The organism is Flavobacterium galactosi (assembly GCF_048158585.1).
GTDB lineage: Bacteria > Bacteroidota > Bacteroidia > Flavobacteriales > Flavobacteriaceae > Flavobacterium > Flavobacterium galactosi.
The window spans coordinates 1-21714 of record NZ_JBLNKV010000002.1 but is presented as its reverse complement, the minus strand read 5'-3'; the positions used below and the strand labels follow the sequence as shown (position 1 = coordinate 21714).

The window sequence follows — 21714 nt, the reverse complement described above, 5'->3', positions numbered from 1 at the left end:
TTATATGAGTTTCTTGCAATTGTGAGGGAATAAATCCGATATGTTCTTGTGGTTTATTGACTGTATATTCTCAAGAGTATACTTTAGCTATTCAAATGGATTTACGTTATGCTTTTTACAGTTAGCAAAAAAGGTGTACGCCATAGCACCTCTTTGTGCAGCATCATGTGATCCTGCGAAGAGATAATTCTTGCGACCCAAAGAGACCGGTCTGATTGCATTTTCTACTAGATTGTTGTCTATTTGTAGATTTCATCATATAGATAAGCGGATAGATTATCCCATCTACTCTGTGAATAAGCTAATGCTTTCCCGATTTGACTCTTGGGTAAGGTGGCTTTTATTTGTACAAACATCCATTTACCAAGTTCATTAATAACAGGTAGACTTTCCTTTAGCCTTAGCTCTTTAATCTGCTCAGGATTTTGTTTGTCTTCTTTAGCTTTACGCTCTATAGCATATAGTTTTTGTATCTCCAATAATACGTGCTCAGCTCTTTGCTTATCATTCTCAAGAGATCTTTCAAATTCGCGACGCGCATGAGCCCAGCAACCTAAATGGGTCACCGTTGTCTTTTTTCCATAGGCTTTGTATCCCGCATACCCATCGGTTTGCAGGTACCCTTTAAAATCTTTGAGTACAGGTAATGCAGCACTACTACTTCGTGTAGGGCTATAATCAAACATTACTAGTTTGGATATAGGAGCATGATAAACCCAGTAGTATCCTAAATATGTTGACTGCTTTTTCTTATAGTCTAACACTTTGATGGTGGTCTCATCCACTTGGAGATAGCCTTCGTTTTTGATATCCATCACCAGCTTTTCATATAGGGGCTTTAAAGCATCAAGACTCTGAGCTGTCCAACCTTCTATGGTTGAGGAAGCGATTTCGATCTTCTCTCTTGCAAAGCGTTGCTTTTGTCGATATAGTGGCAAGTGATCTACATATTTATCAACAAGAATGCTAGCTAAGAGTCCTTCAGAGGGTATTCCTTTGTCGATAACTCTATCAGGTAAGACTCCAATTGTTATTTGGGGATTCTCGATATCCTTAGTCGCATATTTGTAACGGATGTATCTTTTGATTTTAAAGTGTCCGGGAACATAAGCCAAAACATCTGTAGTTTCTTTTTCAATACAAACCTTATCCGATAAATCTCCCTCTGGATGTATTTCAATTTCTTCTACTGGTAAATGCTCTTGTAGTTTGGCTCTTCCTGGATCTTTTTTCTTTTCACGAGAATACGTAATCTCTTGTTTGATTACTGCTTCTTGTTCTTCAAGAACTTCTGAAGGATTTTTCTTTATATCAAGCCCTGTTCTAGGATCTGCGACATTATCTCCGGCAAAATCTGTAGAATTTGGATTTATCAGACTTCTGATCGCTGAAGCATGTCTAGCTTCAACAGAAACTATTTTTCCTGCCAATAGTAAATAATCAGGGTTTGAAAGTAATCTTCCCGCACCATTATAAGATGCAACTCCTGTATCTTCGAGAGCTTTAGCCGTAGCTAAAACCTGATCGCGGCTGCTGAAATTTAATCTGCCATAATCAAAAGCTAAATTAGGGAGTAATTGTTTTTTGGATTAGGAAGTGCTCCACTCAAAGCCGCTTTAAAGAATTCTCGGTGAATGACTTCATGATAATACAAATCGGTCAGCACCTGTTGGTCTTCGGCTGTAAAATTTGCTGTAAAACCCGTAGCATTTACGACTTTAGTATAAAAATCGGCTTCTAATTGTTCCAGAGCGTATGCATAGGTCAATACTCCTAAGTCGTTCCCTCCTAAATCAAATACACCATCCTTTACCCCAGGGAAATGACCACAACCAAACTTTGATGTTAAATTAGTACTGTTAGGACTAAGAATTATATCGTCGTCTTTGTTACAACCGGTTAATAATAAGCCTGTACCCACAATAGTGAGCCCGCTGATTTTAAGGAATTTCCTCCTGTCAGTATAGGAAGGTTCTACTTCTTGAATCTTTACTACATTTTTCATAATCTACACAATTAAAAGGTTACTAATGATATTAATAAATGATGCAGTAGGTGTGTTAGGTTTGGGAATATTAAAACTTAAATAAATGACACCCAAATGGGTTAGGATTATAATTATGTATCTAAGTTTAAATTTTTGCTGTCATTTATTGTTTTATGAAGCGTTCATTTTGCACCTGTCTTTTTCATACTCTTCATTACATCCTCTTTGGTTAATCCTGTGTTATTTGTCGGGATCGTTGGTGTTTTTCCGGTGTTGAAAAAGTAAGTTTTTGTAAATAATAATTGTTAAAATTTAATGTCCTCTTTAGCTCCAAAAATATTAAGCACAAAATTTAATCTCTTTTGGGTTTAATTCCTCAAAACTCTACTTCGAAAAAGAAAAGTTTAAAAAACTAGGTTTTCATCAAACTAAAAAGTCAACTTTCCCTCGATTAATTTTGTGTGCTCGCCTTAAGGTAATTTATTAAAACATGCAGCGATCGTTAGAAAATCAAGTTTTATTTTAATGCTTTTTTTATTTCAGATGCTGCTTGTAATAAAGCTGATTTAGTTCCGGGAATTGTACTTATTGGATTTAACAAGCCCCAATCGTGGATCATTCCATTATAGCGTTTTGCAGTAACTTTTACCCCCGCTTCGTCTAGTTTTCGGGCATACGCTTCTCCTTCATCTCTTAAAATATCATTTTGTGCGGTTTGCACCAATGCTGGTGGTAATCCTTTCAGCTGGTTGCTTGTAGCCTGTAAAGGTGCGGTGTAAATTTTCGTACGTTGTTTCGGGTCGGTTGTATAATTATCCCACATCCACATCGAAAATGCCATCTATCTGTTTCTGCAATAGATTTTCATTAAAACGAGCTTTAGATTTGTTCCCAAAATATAGAGATCCCAGTTGACTTTCGCCCTTTAAATTGTCATTGGAACGGATTGCCAATGTAAGCGAATCAATAAGTTGATAGTGCGAAAAAGTAGTCGACCCATTCCATTTCACAGACCCATTGCAATCCTTTATATTTCCTTTAAAAATTATAGGGACAGGTCCATCAATAAGATAAAAATTAGGGGGTAAAACACGAACCTGAACAGATTGAAAAGGGAAATCGGTCCGACTGGGGTGAATCTTAAATTTCTCTCTTTTGTGTAAAAGGGTATCCAATGTGGTAACCAAAAGAGGTTGGGTATAATTGCCCAGATAAATTTTGTCATTGGCTATTCCTGCAAAATAATAGGAGCTAAACTTGAGATCGATTTCATTAACTTTTGTTGCATTCCCCGCAAAACGACGAACAAAATTATTCCGATGATGCATTATGTCCTCGGATAAGATAAACAACACTGCAACGATGCCTACACTAAAAAAAGTTGAAAGTGAAAAAATACTGGCGAGCGCAGCAGGTTTCGAAATACGATGTACCTGTGGCACACCGCCGGCCAGTATCAGTATACCCGCTGCTGCCAGTATTATAAAAACTACATTAAAAATGAGATGTTCCGTCCAGCCTAATTTTTCAAGAATTCCTCCACAGGAGCAGGGAACAAAAGAGCTATAATTTAGAATGATGTAAATATATGCCGTAAACATAACCATTAAACTGAAAGCGGCAAAAAGAGCAATCATACGCCATTTAGGAAAAAAAAGTAACAAGGCTAGAATCAATTCAATAATTGGAACCAACCAAGAAACCCAACTGGCAAAAGTACTTAACAATGGAGACTGTCCCAACTGGACTTGGAAGTTTTCAAAATCCAATAATTTACTGACTGCTGCATAAACAAAAAGAAGAATATAGAGCAAACAAATAAACTCTAAAAATAGGTTTTGTATTTTGGAATTCAATCTCATAGATTCATATGTTTTAGTTCCACAAAGCAAAATTCTGAAATTCAAAACCAAAACACTTGTCATTTTGGGAGCAAAACTTAACCAAAACGGATTATGATTAAAGGATTAAATAGTAGCAGAGGCGAATTCCCTTCTTGAAATTGAAGATTCTCGCTACCGTACTTTAGTTGCCCTAATATTTATCTACCAAAAATCACGGCAAGGATTTGCGTGCCCCCGAGCGAGTGTGAAACACGAGTGGCTGGGGGGGCGCGATAGGGAAATCCTTGCCGTGATTTTTGGTAGATAAATATTCGGGCTTGAAATCGAAGATTCATGAATGCCAAAAAAAAGATAACAAAGTTTGAGTTCATTAAACTTAATATTGATATTTAACTCGAATATTTAGTCTTCTGGTAAAGAAGTGAAACCAATTTCATTGCGTTTCAGTTCATATGGTGAAAATCCGAAGCGTTTTTTAAAAGATTTTGAAAAATTGGGATAATTATTAAAACCATTCATGACCGAAATATTTTTTAAAGGAATCCCTGTATGTTGAATCATGAAATAAGCTCTTTTCAAACGTTCGCCATTATAAAATTGATAAATACTGCTCTTAAAAAAATGACGAAAACCATCTTTCAGTTTATATTCATTTGTGCCAAATTGACGCGAAAGTACTTTTAATGGAGGAAGTGGTTCTTCAAGATGGGCTAAGATATAATCATAGAGTTTCTGAATCAAAATCGCATCTGCTTTTCGGGTTTTGATTTGTTTCTCGTATTCATTTTCATAGGCCATAGGATTGTAGGAATCTTGATGAATAGGTGTAACAAGACTCAATATAATTTCCGTTCTATTAATTAATTTTCCGACACTACAGGAAACAGAAACAAGCAAATGCTCTTTAGTGGTAAAATCTAAGCGAACTGTTGCTGGTAAGCTAATGCCTCCATGGAGCACTTCTTGCAGTTGCTCCACAGAAGAAACAGTAAGAATACTGGACAAAGGCTGGTCGATCAAATCAGATTCCGAATAACCTAAAAAGGAAATAACCTCTGGGCTAAAACTTTTGATAAAAAAAGCGGCATCCAAAACAAAAGTGGTTTGGGTAATAAATTCATGAGTACTGTGGGTATTGACATAACCAACATGAAAAATCGACTCTTTCATTTCTTCGGCAACCATGTTAATTAAAATAACAAGTGTCTCCAATTCGTCATCATACGGACTTAAAGGGATACGGCTGTTAAAATTGCCTCTTGCCATCTCAAACAGCATTTGATGCATGGTAACAATACGTTCTTGGTCATGTGCTCTTTCCATAGTAACTCTAATGTTATCTTTTTTTTCTACATTCTTTTCTCTAAATAAACTGCTTCAGAAATGCCAATGCGTCATCTTGTTTATTGAAGATTTTTGTGGGTACAGTGGGCTTGCTAATCTGCAAATAGAAAGTACTAATCGTTAAGGATTTTTTTTCATGCACGATAAGACCCACTGCATGGGTCAATATGGAGCCAGATTGAGCCAAATAATCTCTTCCCGCTTTCTCCGTTGAAATAACACCTCGGATATCGCACAAAACAGGAAAAGAAATTTCATTTTGAAAATGAATTCTATCGGTTACTACACACTGAGCCACCTTCAAATCAATAATCGTGTTGGGTTTATATTCAAAAAAGAGAATACCATCGGCAATCCAAAATCGGGCATAGTTATTCTCATAAAAATCATGGGCTGCAATCATGTTTTATGAATTTAAAGGGTTCTAATTTAACAAAATTAAAAACATTTATAAATAATGCAGTTGTCAATTTGGGATTATTTGTTGCAATTTGATGTATTTGTTGTCTATTCGGGAATTTGACTTGTCAATTTGGGAATATTGAATAACTGGATGAAATAACTTTCATTTTTTATAGTGACTTTTAGAATTCTATTTTTTCAACAACGATTAAAACAACTAAAAAATGGCAAAAATCAAGCACAATAATTTTATCGATACCGTGGATGAAGTTTTTTCGAACGCAAAGAAAGAAGGCATATTACACTTATATGCGGAAGATAAAGTTTTAACAGGCAGAACAATTCAAATCAAGGGAAAGGAAATGTTTCATTTCGGAACAACTGGTTATTTGGGGTTAGAACAGGATAACAGACTTAAAGAAGCTGCTATTCAAGCCATACACAATTATGGTACACAATTCCCACTTTCAAAATCATACATTTCACATCCACTTTACAGCGAACTGGAAAGCAAAATCGAACAAATGTATAGTATTCCACCCATCATAACCAAGAACAGTACGCTGGGGCATTTAGCCATTATCCCAACACTCATTAGGGATGAAGATGCCGTAATATTGGATCATCAAGTACATTGGAGTGTCCAAAATGCCTGTCAACTTTTAAAATTGCGAGGAATTCCGGTGGAAATGATCCGGCACAGTAATCTGGATATGTTGGAAGATAAAATCAGACAGCTAACCACCAAATGCAACAAAATTTGGTACATGGCTGATGGGGTATATTCCATGTTTGGTGATTATGCACCGATTCCGGAATTATTGGCTTTAACCCAAAAATATACACAGCTTAACCTTTATTTTGATGATGTTCATGGAATGAGCTGGAAAGGCAAAAACGGAACCGGTTTTATTTTTGACGCTATCAAAGAACTACCAGAAAACTGTATTGTGGTGAGCACACTAAGCAAAACCTTTGGAGCCAGTGGTGCAACTGTATTTTGTAGAAACCAGAAATTGAGGGACAAAATTAAAAATTTTGGAGGACCATTAACCTTTTCCGCTCAGTTAGAACCGGCATCTGTGGCGGCTGCAATTGCATCTGCAAACATCCATTTATCTCCTGAAATAGAATTGAAACAAAATGATTTGGCAGATAAAATTGCCTACTTCAACCAATTGTTGTCGCAAGGAAACCTCCCAATAATTTCAAAAAACGATTCGCCAGTTTTCTTTTTGGGAATGGGTACACCCGCAACAGCCTATAACTTTGTGCATCGTTTATTCAAGGAAGGTTTTTTTCTGAATTTGGGGATTTATCCTGCTGTACCTATCAAGAATATTGGGATTAGAATTACGTTATCCAGTCACAATCAACAACAGGACATTACAGCTTTGGCCGAAGCAATGGAATACTATTTCCATAAAGCTTTGGAAGAAACAAATAACAGCGAAAACAAAATAAGACAGGCTTTTGGAATTGACAGTAAAAAAGTAGAAAAGATTTCCGAATCAAAAGAGCAGGAGCTTTTTATAGAAGAAAAAAATACCATTCAGGATATCATAAAATCAGAATGGAACCAATGCATTGGAAAGCAAAATATTTTCGATTGGGAAGGACTGGTTTATTTAGAGAATACATTCAGCCAGCATCCGGATCCAACAAACCAATGGGATTTTTACTATTACACTATTAAAGACAATAGAGGTAACATAATACTAATGACTTTTTTTACCTATGGTCTTTGGAAAGACGATATGCTGGCAACTGAATCGGTCTCCATCCATTTGGAAGAAATAAGAAAAACCAATCCTTCATACCTCACCTCAAAAGTATTGAGTATGGGGTCTCTATTTACAGAAGGAAAACACTGTTCCATCAATGAAGAACACCCTTTAGCAGAAAAAGCTTTGAAACTACTATTGGATAAATTAGAGGAAAAATACAATTCCTTAAATGCAGATATGTTAGTTTTAAGAGATTTTGAAAAAGACAACATTTACAACAAAACAATAATTGACCAAGGTTATTTCAAAATAGACATGCCGGAATCCTGTGTAATTGAAAGCCAAGTTTGGTATTCATACGAAGAGTTTACAAAAACATTGTCTCTCCGTTCCCGTAAACATTTCAATAAAGAGATAGAACCTTATGAGAAGTGCTATGACGTTGCAATAAAAGATAAATTAAGCAAATCAGAAATAGCAAGAGCATACCAACTCTACAACAATGTAAAAGATAATAATTACGCTATCAATACATTCCGATATACCCAAGAAGTTTTCGAAAATATGAATGAAAGTCCAAACTGGGAGTTCATAGTATTAGCATTGAAAGCAGAAACCGAAAATCCATTCGTAGGAATTATGTTTTGCTACAAAAACACGAATAATATCTATGTCCCTGAATTAATAGGTATGGATTATAAATGGGCAAAAGAATACCAACTCTACAGACAATTGTTATTTCAAACCATAAAAAGAGCTAATGAGTTGCAGTTTCAAAAAATTGACTTTGGAGTGTCAGCCTCCTTTGAAAAAAGAAAATTAGGAGCTAAAATAATTCCAAAAGTAGCTTATGTTCAGGCAAGAGACAATTACGCAATGGAACTTATGAATACTTTGCAAAATGATTACAAATCAATTGCAAAATGACGAAAGCATATTGACAACTAATATTTAAAAGAATATTTAAAAAAAGGGTTGAAGTATTTAATGGTATCTGCAATAAAATTCAGGAAGCAAATGAAGTAAAACTCAGTAAGGCAGGTAGCGGAATAAAATTGTGTAACAAAACATTAACGGACTTAAAAAGAGATAATGAGCAAAAAAGATTTCAACACTGTATTGGAAGAAATTGATTTTTTCAAAAATCTGTACCCATGAATTTATTAATTTTTTTTAATCAACCTGTACGTCTCCTTCTGAGCACCATTAAAATTAGGATTTGGATGTACAAATAATGGTTAACAAGATATTTAAAAGATGAAATATACAAATGGTAATTATTCACTTTGGCTAATATGATGGAGTCTACTTATAAAGATGCTCTTTACAGTATACTGAGAAAAGAACAGGAGATAAGTTTGGAATCAGTGCATGTTATTGATGAATCCTATCGTATGATTGTTTTTCTCCAGGATTTACTTTTAGATATGAAAAAACGTGTTCTGGATTATCATTTTACAGAGGAAAATGAAGAAATCGAATTTTTTAGGATCATTAAACCACAAATACTTGGAAAGTTAATTTATTATAACAAAGTGTATAGAATAGAGACCTCTTGTCCAGTAAACAGTGGTAAAATGTACTATAAATATTTTTCTGGTGAATTACAGCAGTTAAAGAATGAATACAAAGAACATATCTGTAATTCTGATTTTTACCGGTATTATCGTTCAGGACGGACAGATAAAGACCACGATTTTTTTAAATTAGGAAAAATAAGTCTTAATACGGGGCTTAACAGCTTTATCTTTGAAGTTGATACTCAATTCTCTACTTATTATGATTACAAAGTTTCGCGCATTATAGCCGATGAATTGCTTTATAATTATTTGATTGTCAAAATCAATCCTGTCGACAAACCTGATATGGTTTTACAAAATGCCGAATCTACCAAAGATGTCTTTTGGACAGAATCTAAAAACGCGATGATAGAATTGATTTATGCCCTATACGTATCTGGAGCGATTTCTAATGGTAAAATCGGAATCCGTAAAATTAGTTTAGTTTTTCAGCTATTATTCCGGACACAATTGGGTGATATCCATCATGCGTTTCATCGTATGAAAGACCGTGCAGGTAATCGCACTTTATTTTTAGACCAGCTCAAATCTTCTTTAGAGCAGTATATGGATAAAGATTTATAAATAATTATAATCCTCTATTATTTCAAAGCAGTGTTTTATTACACTGTTTTTTTTTATATCCACCCATCCTTACCCATTGGCAAAACGTTTCTGATTCTAGTTTCTTTGACAGTGGAAAATCAAAATTAGCTTAATTATTACTAATTGTCTGTATTCTAGAAATTTCCAAAATCATGATTTTCAATTGGTAAAGCTTGGCAGAAAATACAATAAATAGCCTCCAATTTTGCATATATCATTAATCGAAAAGTAATAATTGATTAAAACATAGCTATATGAATATCGACAGAATTGAATTTATGGCTTGGATGGAGCGAATTATGGAGCGGTTCGACATCCTTATGGAATTGGTAAGCGCAGCTAAAAATCAGCATACTACTATTGATGGAGAAGAGCTGCTGGACAATCAGGATATTTTGCAGATTTTAAAGATAAGTTCACGATCCCTGCAGCGTTATCGTTCCTCCGGCAAGCTTCCCTATTATACAATCAGCGGAAAAATTTATTATAAGCTATCAGATGTACACCAGTTCGTCAGAGAAAGCTTTACCGCTCCCATGTCCAAAGTAAAAGTCAACGGGTGACAAATAGCACCAATGGATGCCAGTTAGTACAAAACAGTGAAAGCCTCTTTTACTTTCGATGTCGAACTTAAATATTTCAAATTATGAGCAAACAAACTTTAGATAAACCACAATCTCCCGAACAATTATCCGAGATATTATTGGTGCTGGACAAAGAGAAAAAGAAAATTCAGGCTGTAAAGGGCATTGATAAAAATGGCAAGCTCGAAACCGTAGATGCTAATAAAAAAAATCAGAATCAGTTTATGCGTGTGGATAAGAATGGCGATTTATTTTCTAACTTCTTTTCCAATTTTCTCAGCCAATTAAAGAATCCTACTCGTTTTTCCTTTTTCAAAGTTCCTGAACCTGTCGCTATTGATATGGTAAATGAAATGCAAAAACAGATGGATAGACCAACTCCCGAAGGGGAACAGCTGATGAAGCAACACGAAGTGAAAACTGAATCGCAACAAGATTATAAACAAGAAAATCAAAATAGCATGGAAACTAGACAAACGACATCAGAAACAAGCGAGTATCGCTACAAACCAGAACAGATCGATTGGGAAACAATGAACAATCTCGGACTGAACAAAGAAAAACTTGAAAAGATGAACCTCCTTGATCCTTTATTGAGAGGTTTTAAAACCAATGAGCTTGTACCTGTAAGCCTTAATCTCGGCACTGCTGTTACCCGTATGGATGCACGGCTCTCTCTGCAACAAAATGATGAAGGGGCGGTTGTGGTCGCCATTCATGGTATCCGCAAAGAACCTAACCTGAATTTTGCTTTTTTCGGTCATCAGTTCACTAAAGAAGATAAAGACAATCTGCTCCAAACAGGCAATATGGGCCGAGTGGTTAATCTGACCAATCCAAAAACGAATGAGATCATTCCCTCTATTGTCAGCGTGGACAAGCTGACCAATGAGCTGGTGGCACTACGTACAGATTTTATAAAAATACCTGACGAAATTAAAGGGATAAAACTGAACCAAGAGCAAAAGCAAATCTTGTTGGAAGGCAAACCACTTTATATAGAAGGGATGGTTTCCAAGAAAGGAGCTGCGTTTGATGCTACCATACAATTCAATGCTGATAAACGTTTTGTAGAGTTCACGTTTGATAGAAGCAACACCAATAAGCAAATGCAAAGCAGTCAGCAAAGCCAGTCGCAGGAAGCTCCGAAAATCTTTAGAGACAAAGAGCTGGATAAGGAGCAATATCAGAAATTCAAAGACGGACAGACTGTTTATGTCAGCGGATTGGTTGATAAGAAGGGTAAAGAATATAATGGTTACATCACCTTTAATAAGGAAACTAATAAGACAGACTTCTCTTTCCAAAATCCGAATAAGGTCAAAGAGCAGGCGAAGCCCACCGAAGCTTACAAAACACAAACTGCAGTTAATTCAGAAGGTAAAACCAATGAAGCAACCAAGAATATCAAAGAGCCTTTGAACTCGGGACAAAAAAATCCCGACAGCAAGGAACAGCAGGAGCAACAGGAAGTGGCCAAAGCATCTGCCAAATCCAAAGGGCGCAAAATGTAAAATGTAACGTGTCATGAAAGTAGTTATTGCAGAAAAACCAAGTGTAGCCAGGGAAATAGCCAGCCTGTTGGGAGCCTCCGAAAAAAAGGATGGTTACCTGACAGGTAACGGTTATTTTGTTACGTGGGCTTTTGGACATTTAGTAGGATTAGGTATGCCGGAGGATTACGGCATTTCCGGATTTCAGAAATCATCCCTGCCGATACTGCCCAATCCTTTTTTATTGACAATACGTAAAGTAAAAAAAGACAAAGGATATACGGCTGATACAGGAGCATTAAAGCAACTGAAAGTAATAGAACAGGTCATTGACCGTAGTGAAAAGATTATTGTCGCAACCGATGCCGGGCGTGAGGGTGAACTGATATTCCGGTACATCTACGAATACCTGAAATGCAACAAGCCGTTTGAACGCCTCTGGATCAGCTCGCTTACCGAAAAAGCAATCAAGCAGGGCTTTGACAGCCTGAAACCCAGTAGTGATTTTGACGGATTATATCAGGCAGCGCAGGGTAGGAGCCGAGCTGACTGGCTAGTGGGCATCAATGCTTCGCAGGCACTCTCGATTGCCGCAGGCAACGGCATTTATTCGCTCGGAAGAGTGCAGACACCTACACTTGCTTTAATATGCAAGCGTTATTTGGAAAACAGAAATTTTTCGGTGCAGCAATACTGGCAGATAAAGTTGTCCCATACAAAGGAGTTCACAGACTTTAAAAGCCTTTCCAAAAACAAATGGGATGATAAAAAGCTCGTGGAAGATACACTAAAGTCCATCAAAAGAAATGGCAATACAGTTATGGTTACCTCTGCAGAAACCAAAAACGTGACGGAACAACCGCCTTTGTTGTTTGACCTTACAGGCTTGCAAAAAGAAGCCAATAAAAAGTTGAACCTGACCGCTGAAGAAACCTTGAACATTGCCCAAAGTCTGTATGAAAAGAAATTTATTACTTACCCGCGTACGGGAAGTAAATACATTCCTGAAGATAGGTGGGAAGAAATTCCCAATCTTATCAGGGCTTTACAGGAAATGGGAGCCTTCAAGCAAGCAGTTACCAAAGTGAAGTGGGGACGTTTCAGTAAACGTATCGTGAATGACCTGCGTGTTACCGATCATCACGGTCTGCTGATTACGGACAAAATCCCTTCGGCTTTATCGGCAAAGGAAAATGCAGTTTACAATTTGATTGCCTTTCGAGTGCTGGAAGCTATTTCCCAAGCCTGTACTATAGAGATAACCGATGTTATGTTGCAGGCTTTGCATTATGATTTTGTGTTGAAAGGTTACAAGATATTGGAACCAGGTTGGCGTTCTATCAAAGGCAGTTTCTCCGATGATGATGCAGAACCAGTACAGGAGCTACCCCAACTAAAAAAAGGCGATGAGCTTAAAATAAAAGAAGCCATCGTCCTGGAAAAAAAGACCAAGCCACCTGTGCTTTATACTGAAGCCGGACTTTTATCGGCTATGGAAACTGCTGGAAAGGAGATTGAAAATGAAGAGGAGCGAAAAGCATTGCAAAACATCGGTATTGGAACGCCCGCCACAAGAGCCGCTATCATCGAAACCTTATTTGCTCGTAACTATATCCAAAGGGAAAAGAAATCCCTGATACCTACCGGTAAAGGATTACAAGTTTATGAACTTATTAAAGACAAAAAGATTGCAGACGTTGCAATGACCGCCGAATGGGAGTTGACTTTGCAGAAAATTGAAAACAACAAAAGTAATGCAGAGGCTTTCCAGAAAGAAATGGAAAACTATGCTACATCCATTACCAATGAATTGTTGCAAACTGCCATTGCACAAGAAAATCTGGCCATGCTTGACTGTCCCAAATGCAAAAATAGGCAACTGATTATTAGGGATAAAATTGTCAAATGTCCTGATGAGACCTGCAATTGGGTACAATTCCGAAATGTATGTGGTGTGCAAATCGGTATAGCCGATATAGAAAGTCTTGTCAGCAAAGGAAAAACTTCTTTCATTAAAGGAATGAAAAGCAAAGCCGGAAAGAGATTCGATGCCTATATAGTATTGAATGATAAGGCGGAAAGCTCCTTTGAATTTGAAAAATCCAAACCTTCAAAGAAATAATGAGCAATTCTATCATTACCCAAAAGGAAATAGAAAATCAGATTTACAATGTAAAGGGGAAACAGGTAATGCTGGACAGCGACCTTGCCAAGATCTATCAGGTAGAAACAAAGGTTTTTAACCAGGCAGTTAAACGTAATGCAGACCGCTTTCCTGAATCCTTCTGTTTTCAACTGGCACAGAATGAATTTGACACCATAAACTTGAGGTCACAAATTGTGACCTCAAGTTTGAATTATGGGGGAAGGCGTTATCTGCCTTATGCTTTTACAGAACAAGGGATTGCGATGCTTTCAGCTGTACTCCGTAGCGATATTGCCGTAAAAGTGAGCATCGAGATAATGAATGCCTTTGTGGAAAAGCGTAAGATGGTTGTTAATAATGCAGCCTTGTTTCATCGACTGGATAAGATGGTACTAAAACAGGCAGAAGCAGACCTTAAATTTGAAGAAATCTTTAAGGCCATTGAAAGCGGAAAGCTGCACAGTGAAAAGGGTGTTTTCTATAACGGAGAAATTTTTGATGCCTATGCCTTTGTATCTGATATTATCCGCAGTGCCCAAAGTTCCATTATACTTATTGATAATTATGTGGACGATACGGTGCTGACTTTGTTGGGCAAGCGAAATAATAATGTTACCGCAACAATCTATACTAAAAGTATGAGTAGCCAATTACGGCTGGATGTGCAACGATACAACAGTCAATATCCTTCGGTTGAAGTTGAGGTTTTTTCGGATGCCCACTACCGTTTTCTTATAATTGATAACACCGAACTCTACCATATCGGAGCATCATTGAAAGACCTGGGTAAAAAATGGTTTGCATTTTCGAGAATGGATATTGAGATTGGTCGAATGCTCCAAATTTTAGCCATCTAGCAAAATTCTAAACAAAATATAGTATGAATACACACCAAAAAGACCTGTCTTATTTCGCATTAAGGCTACAGGAACTATTGAATGAAAGTTTTCCTGAAAGAGCTTGGGACACCAAATTTATCAGCCAACGTTCAAGCTGGGCTGCCAGTGCTTATGAAGTAACTTTTCGAGCAGGAAACCCCGCCAGCCATTACGATAATATTGCTGAATATATCCTTTTTGAAGGGCTACACTTTTCAAAATTTGACACCCTTTTTCAATTGGTCTGCAATGAGTTCGATACAAGAATGGCAGACGAAGAATTACGCCCGTTTGCCGTGAAGATGCTTCCTGTTTGCGAACCTGTTTTTGCAAACTATAAACTGACGGATGACTTCGGCTATTGCACTGATTTTAACCTGCTCTATACCGAACTGACTGGAACTATAGCCATTTGGATAGAAGAAAATGGGCTTCAGTAAACGTCAACATCTCCAATGGAATATTGATGCCTTGCGAATTGCTTTTAAACTGGAAAAGGAGAACGGAAAAGCCTCCGTAAGCGAAAGACTGCTAATGATGCAATACAGCGGATTTGGTGGTCTTAAATTTGTGTTGAACCCTGCCCAAAATCCGATAGACATCAACCATTGGAGAAAGAACGAACACGAACTTTTTCCACTCACACAGGAACTGCATCAGCTTCTAAAAGAAAGTGCAACTGACGAAAAACAATACCGCAGGTATGTGGACAGTATGCGGAGTTCTGTACTGACTGCATTTTACACACCACCTTTGGTTATTGATGCTATTGCCATCACATTAAAAGAAAATGCTGTAAGCATTCAAAAACTTTTAGAACCCTCTGCCGGTATCGGCTCTTTCATACAATCCTTTGCAGATAAAGATGTACCATAGGTTACCGCTTATGAAAAGGATCTGCTTACAGGCAAAATTTTAAAGCAGCTCCATCCCGATAACACTATCCGCATCAGTGGTTTTGAAGAAATACCCGAAAAGGAACAAAACAGCTACGATATAGTAGCCAGCAATATCCCTTTCGGTGATACTTCCGTTTTTGATCTTTCCTATTCCAGAAACAGGGACACAGCAAAAGTGCAAGCAGCCCGCAGCATACACAATTACTTTTTCCTGAAAGGAACTGATATGCTCCGTGAGGGTGGTATATTGGCTTTTATTACTTCAGAGGGGGTATTGAACAGTGCTAAGAACGAGACCATACGCAGGGCATTGATGAAGGATAATAATCTGGTTTCAGCAGTCCGATTGCCAAATAACCTATTTACAGACTATGCCGGTACGGAAGTCGGTAGCGACTTGATTATACTGCAAAAAAACACCGTTAAGCAAAGCTTCACAGAAGTGGAAGAACTTTTCTGTCAGAGCCAAATAACGCAATACAATACACCAAGCAATGCCTTGTTTCAGGATAACGGAAGGATTATACATACTACACGTGTTTTAGATACCGATCCTTACGGGCAACCTGCATTTATCTATACTCACAGGGATGGTGTGGAAGGAATTGCCAAAGACCTGAAGCAAATGCTATCAGAAGATTTTGGGGAGCATCTGGATATTGGCTTGTATAAAGGCGAACGAAACGATGTGCCTGTCATCGAAATTCCTATAATACCAACGGTTACACCTCCCGCTGCTCAATCTGTAACCATTACACAGGAAACACAGATATTATCTGCTCCAACAATAAATAAGGTCAAAGAAGAAAGGCAGCTGAGCATTTTTGATCTCTTTGAAAATTTAGAAGAACCAGCGGTTGTTGTCACTCCAGTTAAAGCAGTCGCAACAACAAAACAACAAGCCAAAGGAAAAAGAACTGTGAACGGGTATCAGGCAAACCTGTTCAGCGGTTTGATGCAGCAACCTCCAGTTTCTACTTCTCCTGTAAATAATAATACGTCAAATGAAAGGAATACTCAGGAAGTTATCGGCGATTTGTTTTCAGGACTGAACGGAAATGGCTTGGCTCAAAAGATTACCGCTGGTAACACTATTCCCGAACCTGCAATTTATACCAAAGAAATACAAATCTTTTAATCGTAACGATTGCCTTGCAGTGGATAACGGCTGGATTGGCTATCTTAAAGATTTTGATAAGGATAAGCAGCAGGTAATGTTTTATCCTTTGCAATTATCGTCCTTGCAGAAAGCAAGAGCTGAAGCTTATATTTCTGTACGGGATAGCTACCTCGATTTATATCAGAAGGAAACCGGCTATCTATGCAAGGAAAAACGACCGACTATGAGTTTTCGGTAGCGAGTAATATTGTGTCAAAAAAACGCTTCCGATACTTCATCAAAGTGCCAGAACTGGCACAGTTCTATTCGGAAATCACGGATTACAGAACTGCTAAGGATATTGGTATTGACCGTCCGGAAAAGAACGAGGTGCTTTATAATATACCGCCTACGCCAGATCAGGAAATATTCATTCAAAAACTAATGGGTTTGCCAAATCAGGTAATGCCACCTTATTGGGAAGACCTCCGCTGTCAGATCGGGAAGAAAAAGCAAAGATGTTGATTGCTACGGATTATGTCCGTAAGATGTCGCTCGATATGCGAATGGTAAGCGGTAAATATGATGATCATCCTGATAACAAAGCTTCCTATTGTGCCGCCAACATAGCTATATACTGCCAAAAGTTCCATGCGCAGAAAGGAACGCAGTTTGTCTTTTCTGACTTAGGTACTTACAAGCCTGGAGAATGGAACGTATATGGGGAGATCAAACGCAAACTTGCAGAAGACCACGGTATACCAGCACACGAAGTCCGTTTTATACAGGAAGCTAAAAATGATAAGCAACGTAAGGAGCTTATAAGCTGTATGAATGAGTGAAAAATCCGTGTGCTGTTTGGTTCTACCAGTATGTTGGGAACTGGTGTAAATGCACAGAAAAGAGCCGTTGCCGTTCATCATCTGGATACTCCGTGGTGACCAAGCGATCTTGCCCAACGTGACGGAAGGGCTGTCCGTAAAGGTAATGAAATTGTCAAGTTCTTCGCCGATAACAAGGTAGATGTAATTATCTATGCAGTGGAAAAATCACTCGATAGCTACAAATTCAACCTGTTTACAATAAACAGCTTTTTATTGATCAACTCAAAACCAACAATCTCGGAAAGCGAACCATTGATGAAGGCAGTATGGACGAAAAATCGGGAATGAATTTCTCTGAATATGTAGCTATACTTTCGGGCAATACCGATCTTTTGGAAAAAGCAAAACTGGAAAAACAGTTTGCCGGATTGGAAAGTGAGAAGCAGGCATTCAACCGTTCCAAGTTTAGCTCTAAATACAAGCTGGAAGATATTTCCGTTACACTGGAGTCTGCCGGGTCAAGATTGGAACGAATGAGCCTCGATTGGGAAAATTTGCAAAAAAACGCTTGCAAAAACAACAGGATGGAACGATACTGAACCTCGTACAGCTTGATGGACTGTCACCTAATGCCGATGTGAAACAGATTGGAGCCAAGCTTAACCAGATTGCCGATAAAGCCCGTACCAGTGGTCAATATGAAGAAATAGGCAACCTGTATGGATTTGCATTATTGGTTAAAACTGAAATGTCCGAAAGAGAGGGTGTTGATATTAAAGTGAATCGTTTTTTGATACAGGGTGAAGGCAATATAAAATATACCTATAATAATGGTTTGATTGCTAATGACACAAAGCTTGCATCAATGAATTTCCTTAGTGCTTTGGAAAAAATACCCGGCTATATCGAGCAGGAACAAAAGAAAATTACTGAACTGCAAAAAGACCTGCCTGTACTTCAGGAAGTAGTCAACGGTACGTGGAAAAAGGAAAGCTGGCTGTACGAACTAAAAATCGAACTTGCGGCAATTGATAGGAAGATACAATTATCGCCGGGACTACAATCGAACACCTTATACCGATCTTAACTTTTTTTGATAGCTTAAAGTTATAATGTAATGTATTGATTTTTAGTATTTTATGTTATTGTTTTTTGATGATAATTTTTTAAGTTGAAAATGTTTAACTAAGTGATTTTAACGCTTTTTAATAATTCTAAGTTTTTTATAGGTAAAAAGATGTACATAATGGAGACGTTAGAGTTCGACTGTCGAACTCATATTCACAGTCGAACACTTTACAGCTAATTTCAGAAAAACCTGATAATTAAATCAAATGGGGTCGCTTAATTTTCAGGCCTTAAATCATTTTCTTATAAAGGTAATAATTGTATTGATATTTCATTTATATTTGAAATAATCTGGTTTTATACGTAGCCTAAATGGAACTCTAATATTAGTGTAAAATTATTTGATCTTTCTGGAAAAAAAAGATCAATGAAAGAGTCTATCAAATTCCATTTAAATATAAAGAAGAATGAGGGAATTTTGCAGAAAAACAATGGAATATGTAGCTGGAAAATAAAATGAGTGTTACTAACAGTTATTAAAACTCAGCTTTAGTTTTTACTCAAATGCTTAATAATCATTGAAAAAAACAAGGAAAATTCAAAAAAGGTAATGAAATAATTTACAAATTATAAAAGCATAATGGGAAATTTAAAATCAAAATTATTTTTTTCGCTTTCAAGTATGACGGCAGAGGTTATTAAAATTTTGCAATTATTCTCTACCCACGATTTAGTATGGAAACCTGAATCTTGGGACGGAATTCCAGGAGAAAGATTCTCTGCAATTGAACAAATTTGTCATCTCAATGACATTGAAAGGAATGAATATCACTTACACATACAAGCTATCTTAAATGAAAATTATCCAATCTTAAAATCAATTGACTACAAATTGTCTATTCAAAAAGATTATCAAAATGTAAAGCTTTCAGAAGTCATTTATGATTTTTACAATGCAAGAAAAAAAACGTTGGTAATGATTGAGGAAATTGATGAATCAAAATGGAACAGAATAGCCTATTTTGAGGGGTATGGAAATATTACCTTGAAATCATTAATACACATTTTGTGTAGCCATGACTTTGAACATCTATCATCTTTGCGATGGCTTCTTGGAAAAATTGAAACAGAAAAACTGAATAAAGAAAATATAAATAACTGATAACAAGAGTTTTGTTTTTACTTGATCAAAGAAACTTTTTAACCCTTTCAATTAAAGATAAAGCGAGTTCAAAGGCCTATGAACAATTAACGTTTATAACACAATCTGGCAAATCAAATAAAAATGATAAAAATATTGGAATAACTCCTAGAATTGCTGATTTGATAAGAAAAAACAATTGGGCTGGACATTCTGTATATTCCTGTTTCAATAGTCTATAGAGGAAGCCTTGTATTATGTTGCTATTCGTTCAATCATAGTTTTGTCTCGGCTTCCTTCAGATTTGAGGTCGCCCTGAGCTCCCTTGCTCGCAACTAACGATTCCCATTAGGAGACTCGTTTGGGACTTATATTCATTAGCTTTGTAACACACAACAAAAAACCTCGAAAGTTTTACTTTCCGAGGTTTAATGTAACTCTAATCCTTCTCAATATTTTATAGGATAGTTAAGTGTTAGAAGTTATTTAGAAGACATTACTTTTTTGATACTGCTTCCTCTATCTGTAGTCAGTTTTACAATAAAAATCTGCTCTTGTCCTTGATATGTATGAAGGTGTAGCATGATTTCTTTGCTCAAATAACTATTTGTCTCCGTTTTTGAAAGTACCAAAATACCTTGTGCATTAAATACTTCAATTTTTACATCAGAGGTATAATCAAAATCGTATCTGATTGTAAGAACATCTTTGAAAGGAACAGGGTAAGCCGTAAAATCAGCTGTTGCGGTTTTCGTAGCTATTGATCGTGCATTTGGATCGCTTGGATTTCGTAAAGTAACGATGCCACTGACTTGACAGTTATTAGCATCTTTCACCACCCATTTGTATTCTCCTGCAGATAAATTACCAAAGAAATTAGATGTTTGGTAAGAAACTCCATTATCTATAGAGTACATCAATGTACCTGTTCCGCCAGTAGCATTCAAGGTGATTGAACCATCTTTTAATGCTTCACAACAGGAAGGATTTACTGCTGCTACAGATACCGCTATTAATGTCGGACTTACTAAAGTAACAGTTCCTTTCAAGATACAGTTATTGGCATCTTTTACCACCCATTTGTAATCTCCAGCGGCTAGACCGCTAAATAAATTAGATGTTTGGTAAGTCAATCCGTCATCTTTAGAGTACATCAGTATACCTGTTCCTCCTGTTGCTGTAATACTGAAAGATCCATCGGTTCCTCCATTACATTTAGGATTTTCTGGTGTTGCTGATGCAACTATCGCTGGTGGATTGATTAAATTAACCGTTCCTTTCGAAATACAGCCATTGGCCTCTTTTACCGCCCATTTGTATTGTCCTGCAGCCAGTGCATTAAACACATTAGATGTTTGGTAAGAAACTCCATCATTTATGGAGTACATCAATGGAGCTGTGCCTCCTGTAGCGTTCACCGTGATTGAACCATCGGCTCCACCGTTACATTTAGGGTTCACAAGAGTTGCTGATACGATTACAGCTGGTGGAGTGGTTAAGATAAACGTGCCTTTCAATAAACAATCATTGGCATCTTTTATTCTCCATTTGTATTCTCCTGCAGCAAGCCCTGTAAATACATTGGATGCTTGATAAGTCACCCCTTGATCGATAGAGTACGTTAGTGCACCAGTACCTCCTGAAGCAATAATTGTGATCGAACCATCAGTTCCTCCGTTACATTTAGGATTCACAAGGACTGATGATGCTACTATCAATGGTGGATTGGTTAAAGTAACCGTGCCGCCTGTAAAGATACAATTATTCGCATCTTTTACTACCCAAGTATACGTACCGGCTATAAGGCCTGTATATACTTTTGGAGAGGTTTGAGCCACGAAGCCTGCACCATTGAAGTTGACCATATAAGGACTTGTTCCACCGCTGAATGTTAGTGTAATTGAACCATCTGGTTCATTACAACATCTAGGATTTATTGGAGTTGCCGAAGCTACCAAAATGGTTGGTTGTGCAATAGTCTCTGAACCTTGTACAACACATCCATTGGCATCTTTAACAATCCAGGTGTAGGTACCGGCAGTAAGACCAGTGTACACTTTTGGAGAGGCTTGAGCCAAGAATCCTGCGCCATTGAAGTTCACCATATAAGGGC

Annotated in this window: 16 protein-coding genes and 3 pseudogenes; 11 read left to right on the top strand and 8 right to left on the bottom strand. The window is 37.2% G+C overall.

The features are described from left to right. The 7 genes and pseudogenes from tnpC to ACM55M_RS04260 all read right to left on the bottom strand — a co-directional run. Window positions 1-1421 (bottom strand): annotated as a pseudogene (gene tnpC / locus ACM55M_RS04290) (IS66 family transposase); the annotation flags it as partial. 6 nt (window positions 1422-1427) lie between these two features. Continuing rightward, window positions 1428-1514, bottom strand: a pseudogene (locus ACM55M_RS04285) (ferritin-like domain-containing protein); the annotation flags it as partial. Between the two features lie 47 nt (window positions 1515-1561). Beyond that, window positions 1562-2005, bottom strand: coding sequence for a ferritin-like domain-containing protein (locus tag ACM55M_RS04280; protein WP_416856308.1), 444 nt, complete (start codon window positions 2003-2005; stop codon window positions 1562-1564). A gap of 499 nt (window positions 2006-2504) precedes the next feature. Beyond that, a complete protein-coding gene (locus tag ACM55M_RS04275) occupies window positions 2505-2828 on the bottom strand; it encodes an alpha/beta hydrolase fold domain-containing protein (RefSeq protein ID WP_416856307.1) in 324 nt (107 codons plus the stop codon). Beyond that, window positions 2800-3849 (bottom strand): MauE/DoxX family redox-associated membrane protein, encoded by a 1050-nt coding sequence (locus ACM55M_RS04270; RefSeq protein ID WP_416856305.1) that lies wholly within the window; start codon window positions 3847-3849, stop codon window positions 2800-2802. Before ACM55M_RS04270 ends, ACM55M_RS04275 begins: the two co-directional genes overlap by 29 nt. A 384-nt stretch (window positions 3850-4233) precedes the next feature. Next, window positions 4234-5154: a helix-turn-helix transcriptional regulator gene (locus ACM55M_RS04265; RefSeq protein ID WP_416856303.1), complete on the bottom strand. Its 921-nt coding sequence runs from the start codon at window positions 5152-5154 to the stop codon at window positions 4234-4236. Between the two features lie 40 nt (window positions 5155-5194). Next, the gene (locus ACM55M_RS04260) at window positions 5195-5578 is read right to left on the bottom strand and encodes a DUF7793 family protein (protein ID WP_416856302.1); all 384 of its coding nucleotides are present in this window, start codon (window positions 5576-5578) and stop codon (window positions 5195-5197) included. A 223-nt stretch (window positions 5579-5801) separates the two neighbouring features. On the opposite strand from ACM55M_RS04260, the gene ACM55M_RS04255 reads away from it, so the two are divergent. The 11 genes and pseudogenes from ACM55M_RS04255 (at window position 5802) to ACM55M_RS04205 (ending at window position 19622) form a co-directional block, all read left to right on the top strand. Further along, on the top strand, window positions 5802-8231 hold the full coding sequence (locus ACM55M_RS04255; protein WP_416856301.1) for an aminotransferase class I/II-fold pyridoxal phosphate-dependent enzyme: 2430 nt from the start codon (window positions 5802-5804) through the stop codon (window positions 8229-8231). A 371-nt stretch (window positions 8232-8602) separates the two neighbouring features. After that, window positions 8603-9448: an RteC domain-containing protein gene (locus ACM55M_RS04250; RefSeq protein ID WP_416856806.1), complete on the top strand. Its 846-nt coding sequence runs from the start codon at window positions 8603-8605 to the stop codon at window positions 9446-9448. A 275-nt stretch (window positions 9449-9723) separates the two neighbouring features. Continuing rightward, window positions 9724-10032 (top strand): helix-turn-helix domain-containing protein, encoded by a 309-nt coding sequence (locus ACM55M_RS04245; RefSeq protein ID WP_416856300.1) that lies wholly within the window; start codon window positions 9724-9726, stop codon window positions 10030-10032. A gap of 83 nt (window positions 10033-10115) precedes the next feature. Continuing rightward, window positions 10116-11567: a DUF3945 domain-containing protein gene (locus ACM55M_RS04240; RefSeq protein WP_416856299.1), complete on the top strand. Its 1452-nt coding sequence runs from the start codon at window positions 10116-10118 to the stop codon at window positions 11565-11567. Window positions 11568-11580: 13 nt separating this feature from the next. Beyond that, window positions 11581-13668, top strand: coding sequence for a type IA DNA topoisomerase (locus ACM55M_RS04235; protein ID WP_416856298.1), 2088 nt, complete (start codon window positions 11581-11583; stop codon window positions 13666-13668). Continuing rightward, window positions 13668-14549, top strand: coding sequence for an ORF6N domain-containing protein (locus ACM55M_RS04230; RefSeq protein ID WP_416856297.1), 882 nt, complete (start codon window positions 13668-13670; stop codon window positions 14547-14549). The genes ACM55M_RS04235 and ACM55M_RS04230 overlap by 1 nt, the downstream gene beginning before the upstream one ends. A 23-nt stretch (window positions 14550-14572) precedes the next feature. Further along, window positions 14573-15010, top strand: a complete 438-nt coding sequence (locus tag ACM55M_RS04225; protein WP_416856295.1) for a DUF1896 domain-containing protein — start codon at window positions 14573-14575, stop codon at window positions 15008-15010. Next, entirely contained in the window at window positions 14997-15446 is a 450-nt protein-coding gene (locus ACM55M_RS04220; RefSeq protein ID WP_416856293.1) for a hypothetical protein, read from the top strand. Before ACM55M_RS04225 ends, ACM55M_RS04220 begins: the two co-directional genes overlap by 14 nt. Window positions 15447-15467: 21 nt before the next feature. Continuing rightward, window positions 15468-16607 (top strand): N-6 DNA methylase, encoded by a 1140-nt coding sequence (locus ACM55M_RS04215; RefSeq protein ID WP_416856805.1) that lies wholly within the window; start codon window positions 15468-15470, stop codon window positions 16605-16607. A gap of 176 nt (window positions 16608-16783) precedes the next feature. After that, a pseudogene (locus tag ACM55M_RS04210) lies at window positions 16784-18443 on the top strand (helicase-related protein); the annotation flags it as partial. 657 nt (window positions 18444-19100) lie between these two features. After that, window positions 19101-19622 (top strand): DinB family protein, encoded by a 522-nt coding sequence (locus tag ACM55M_RS04205; protein WP_416856291.1) that lies wholly within the window; start codon window positions 19101-19103, stop codon window positions 19620-19622. 461 nt (window positions 19623-20083) lie between these two features. Here the strand turns inward: ACM55M_RS04205 and ACM55M_RS04200 are convergent. After that, window positions 20084-21714 (bottom strand): T9SS type A sorting domain-containing protein (locus ACM55M_RS04200; protein WP_416856290.1); only part of this gene is annotated, 1631 nt, incomplete at its 5' end.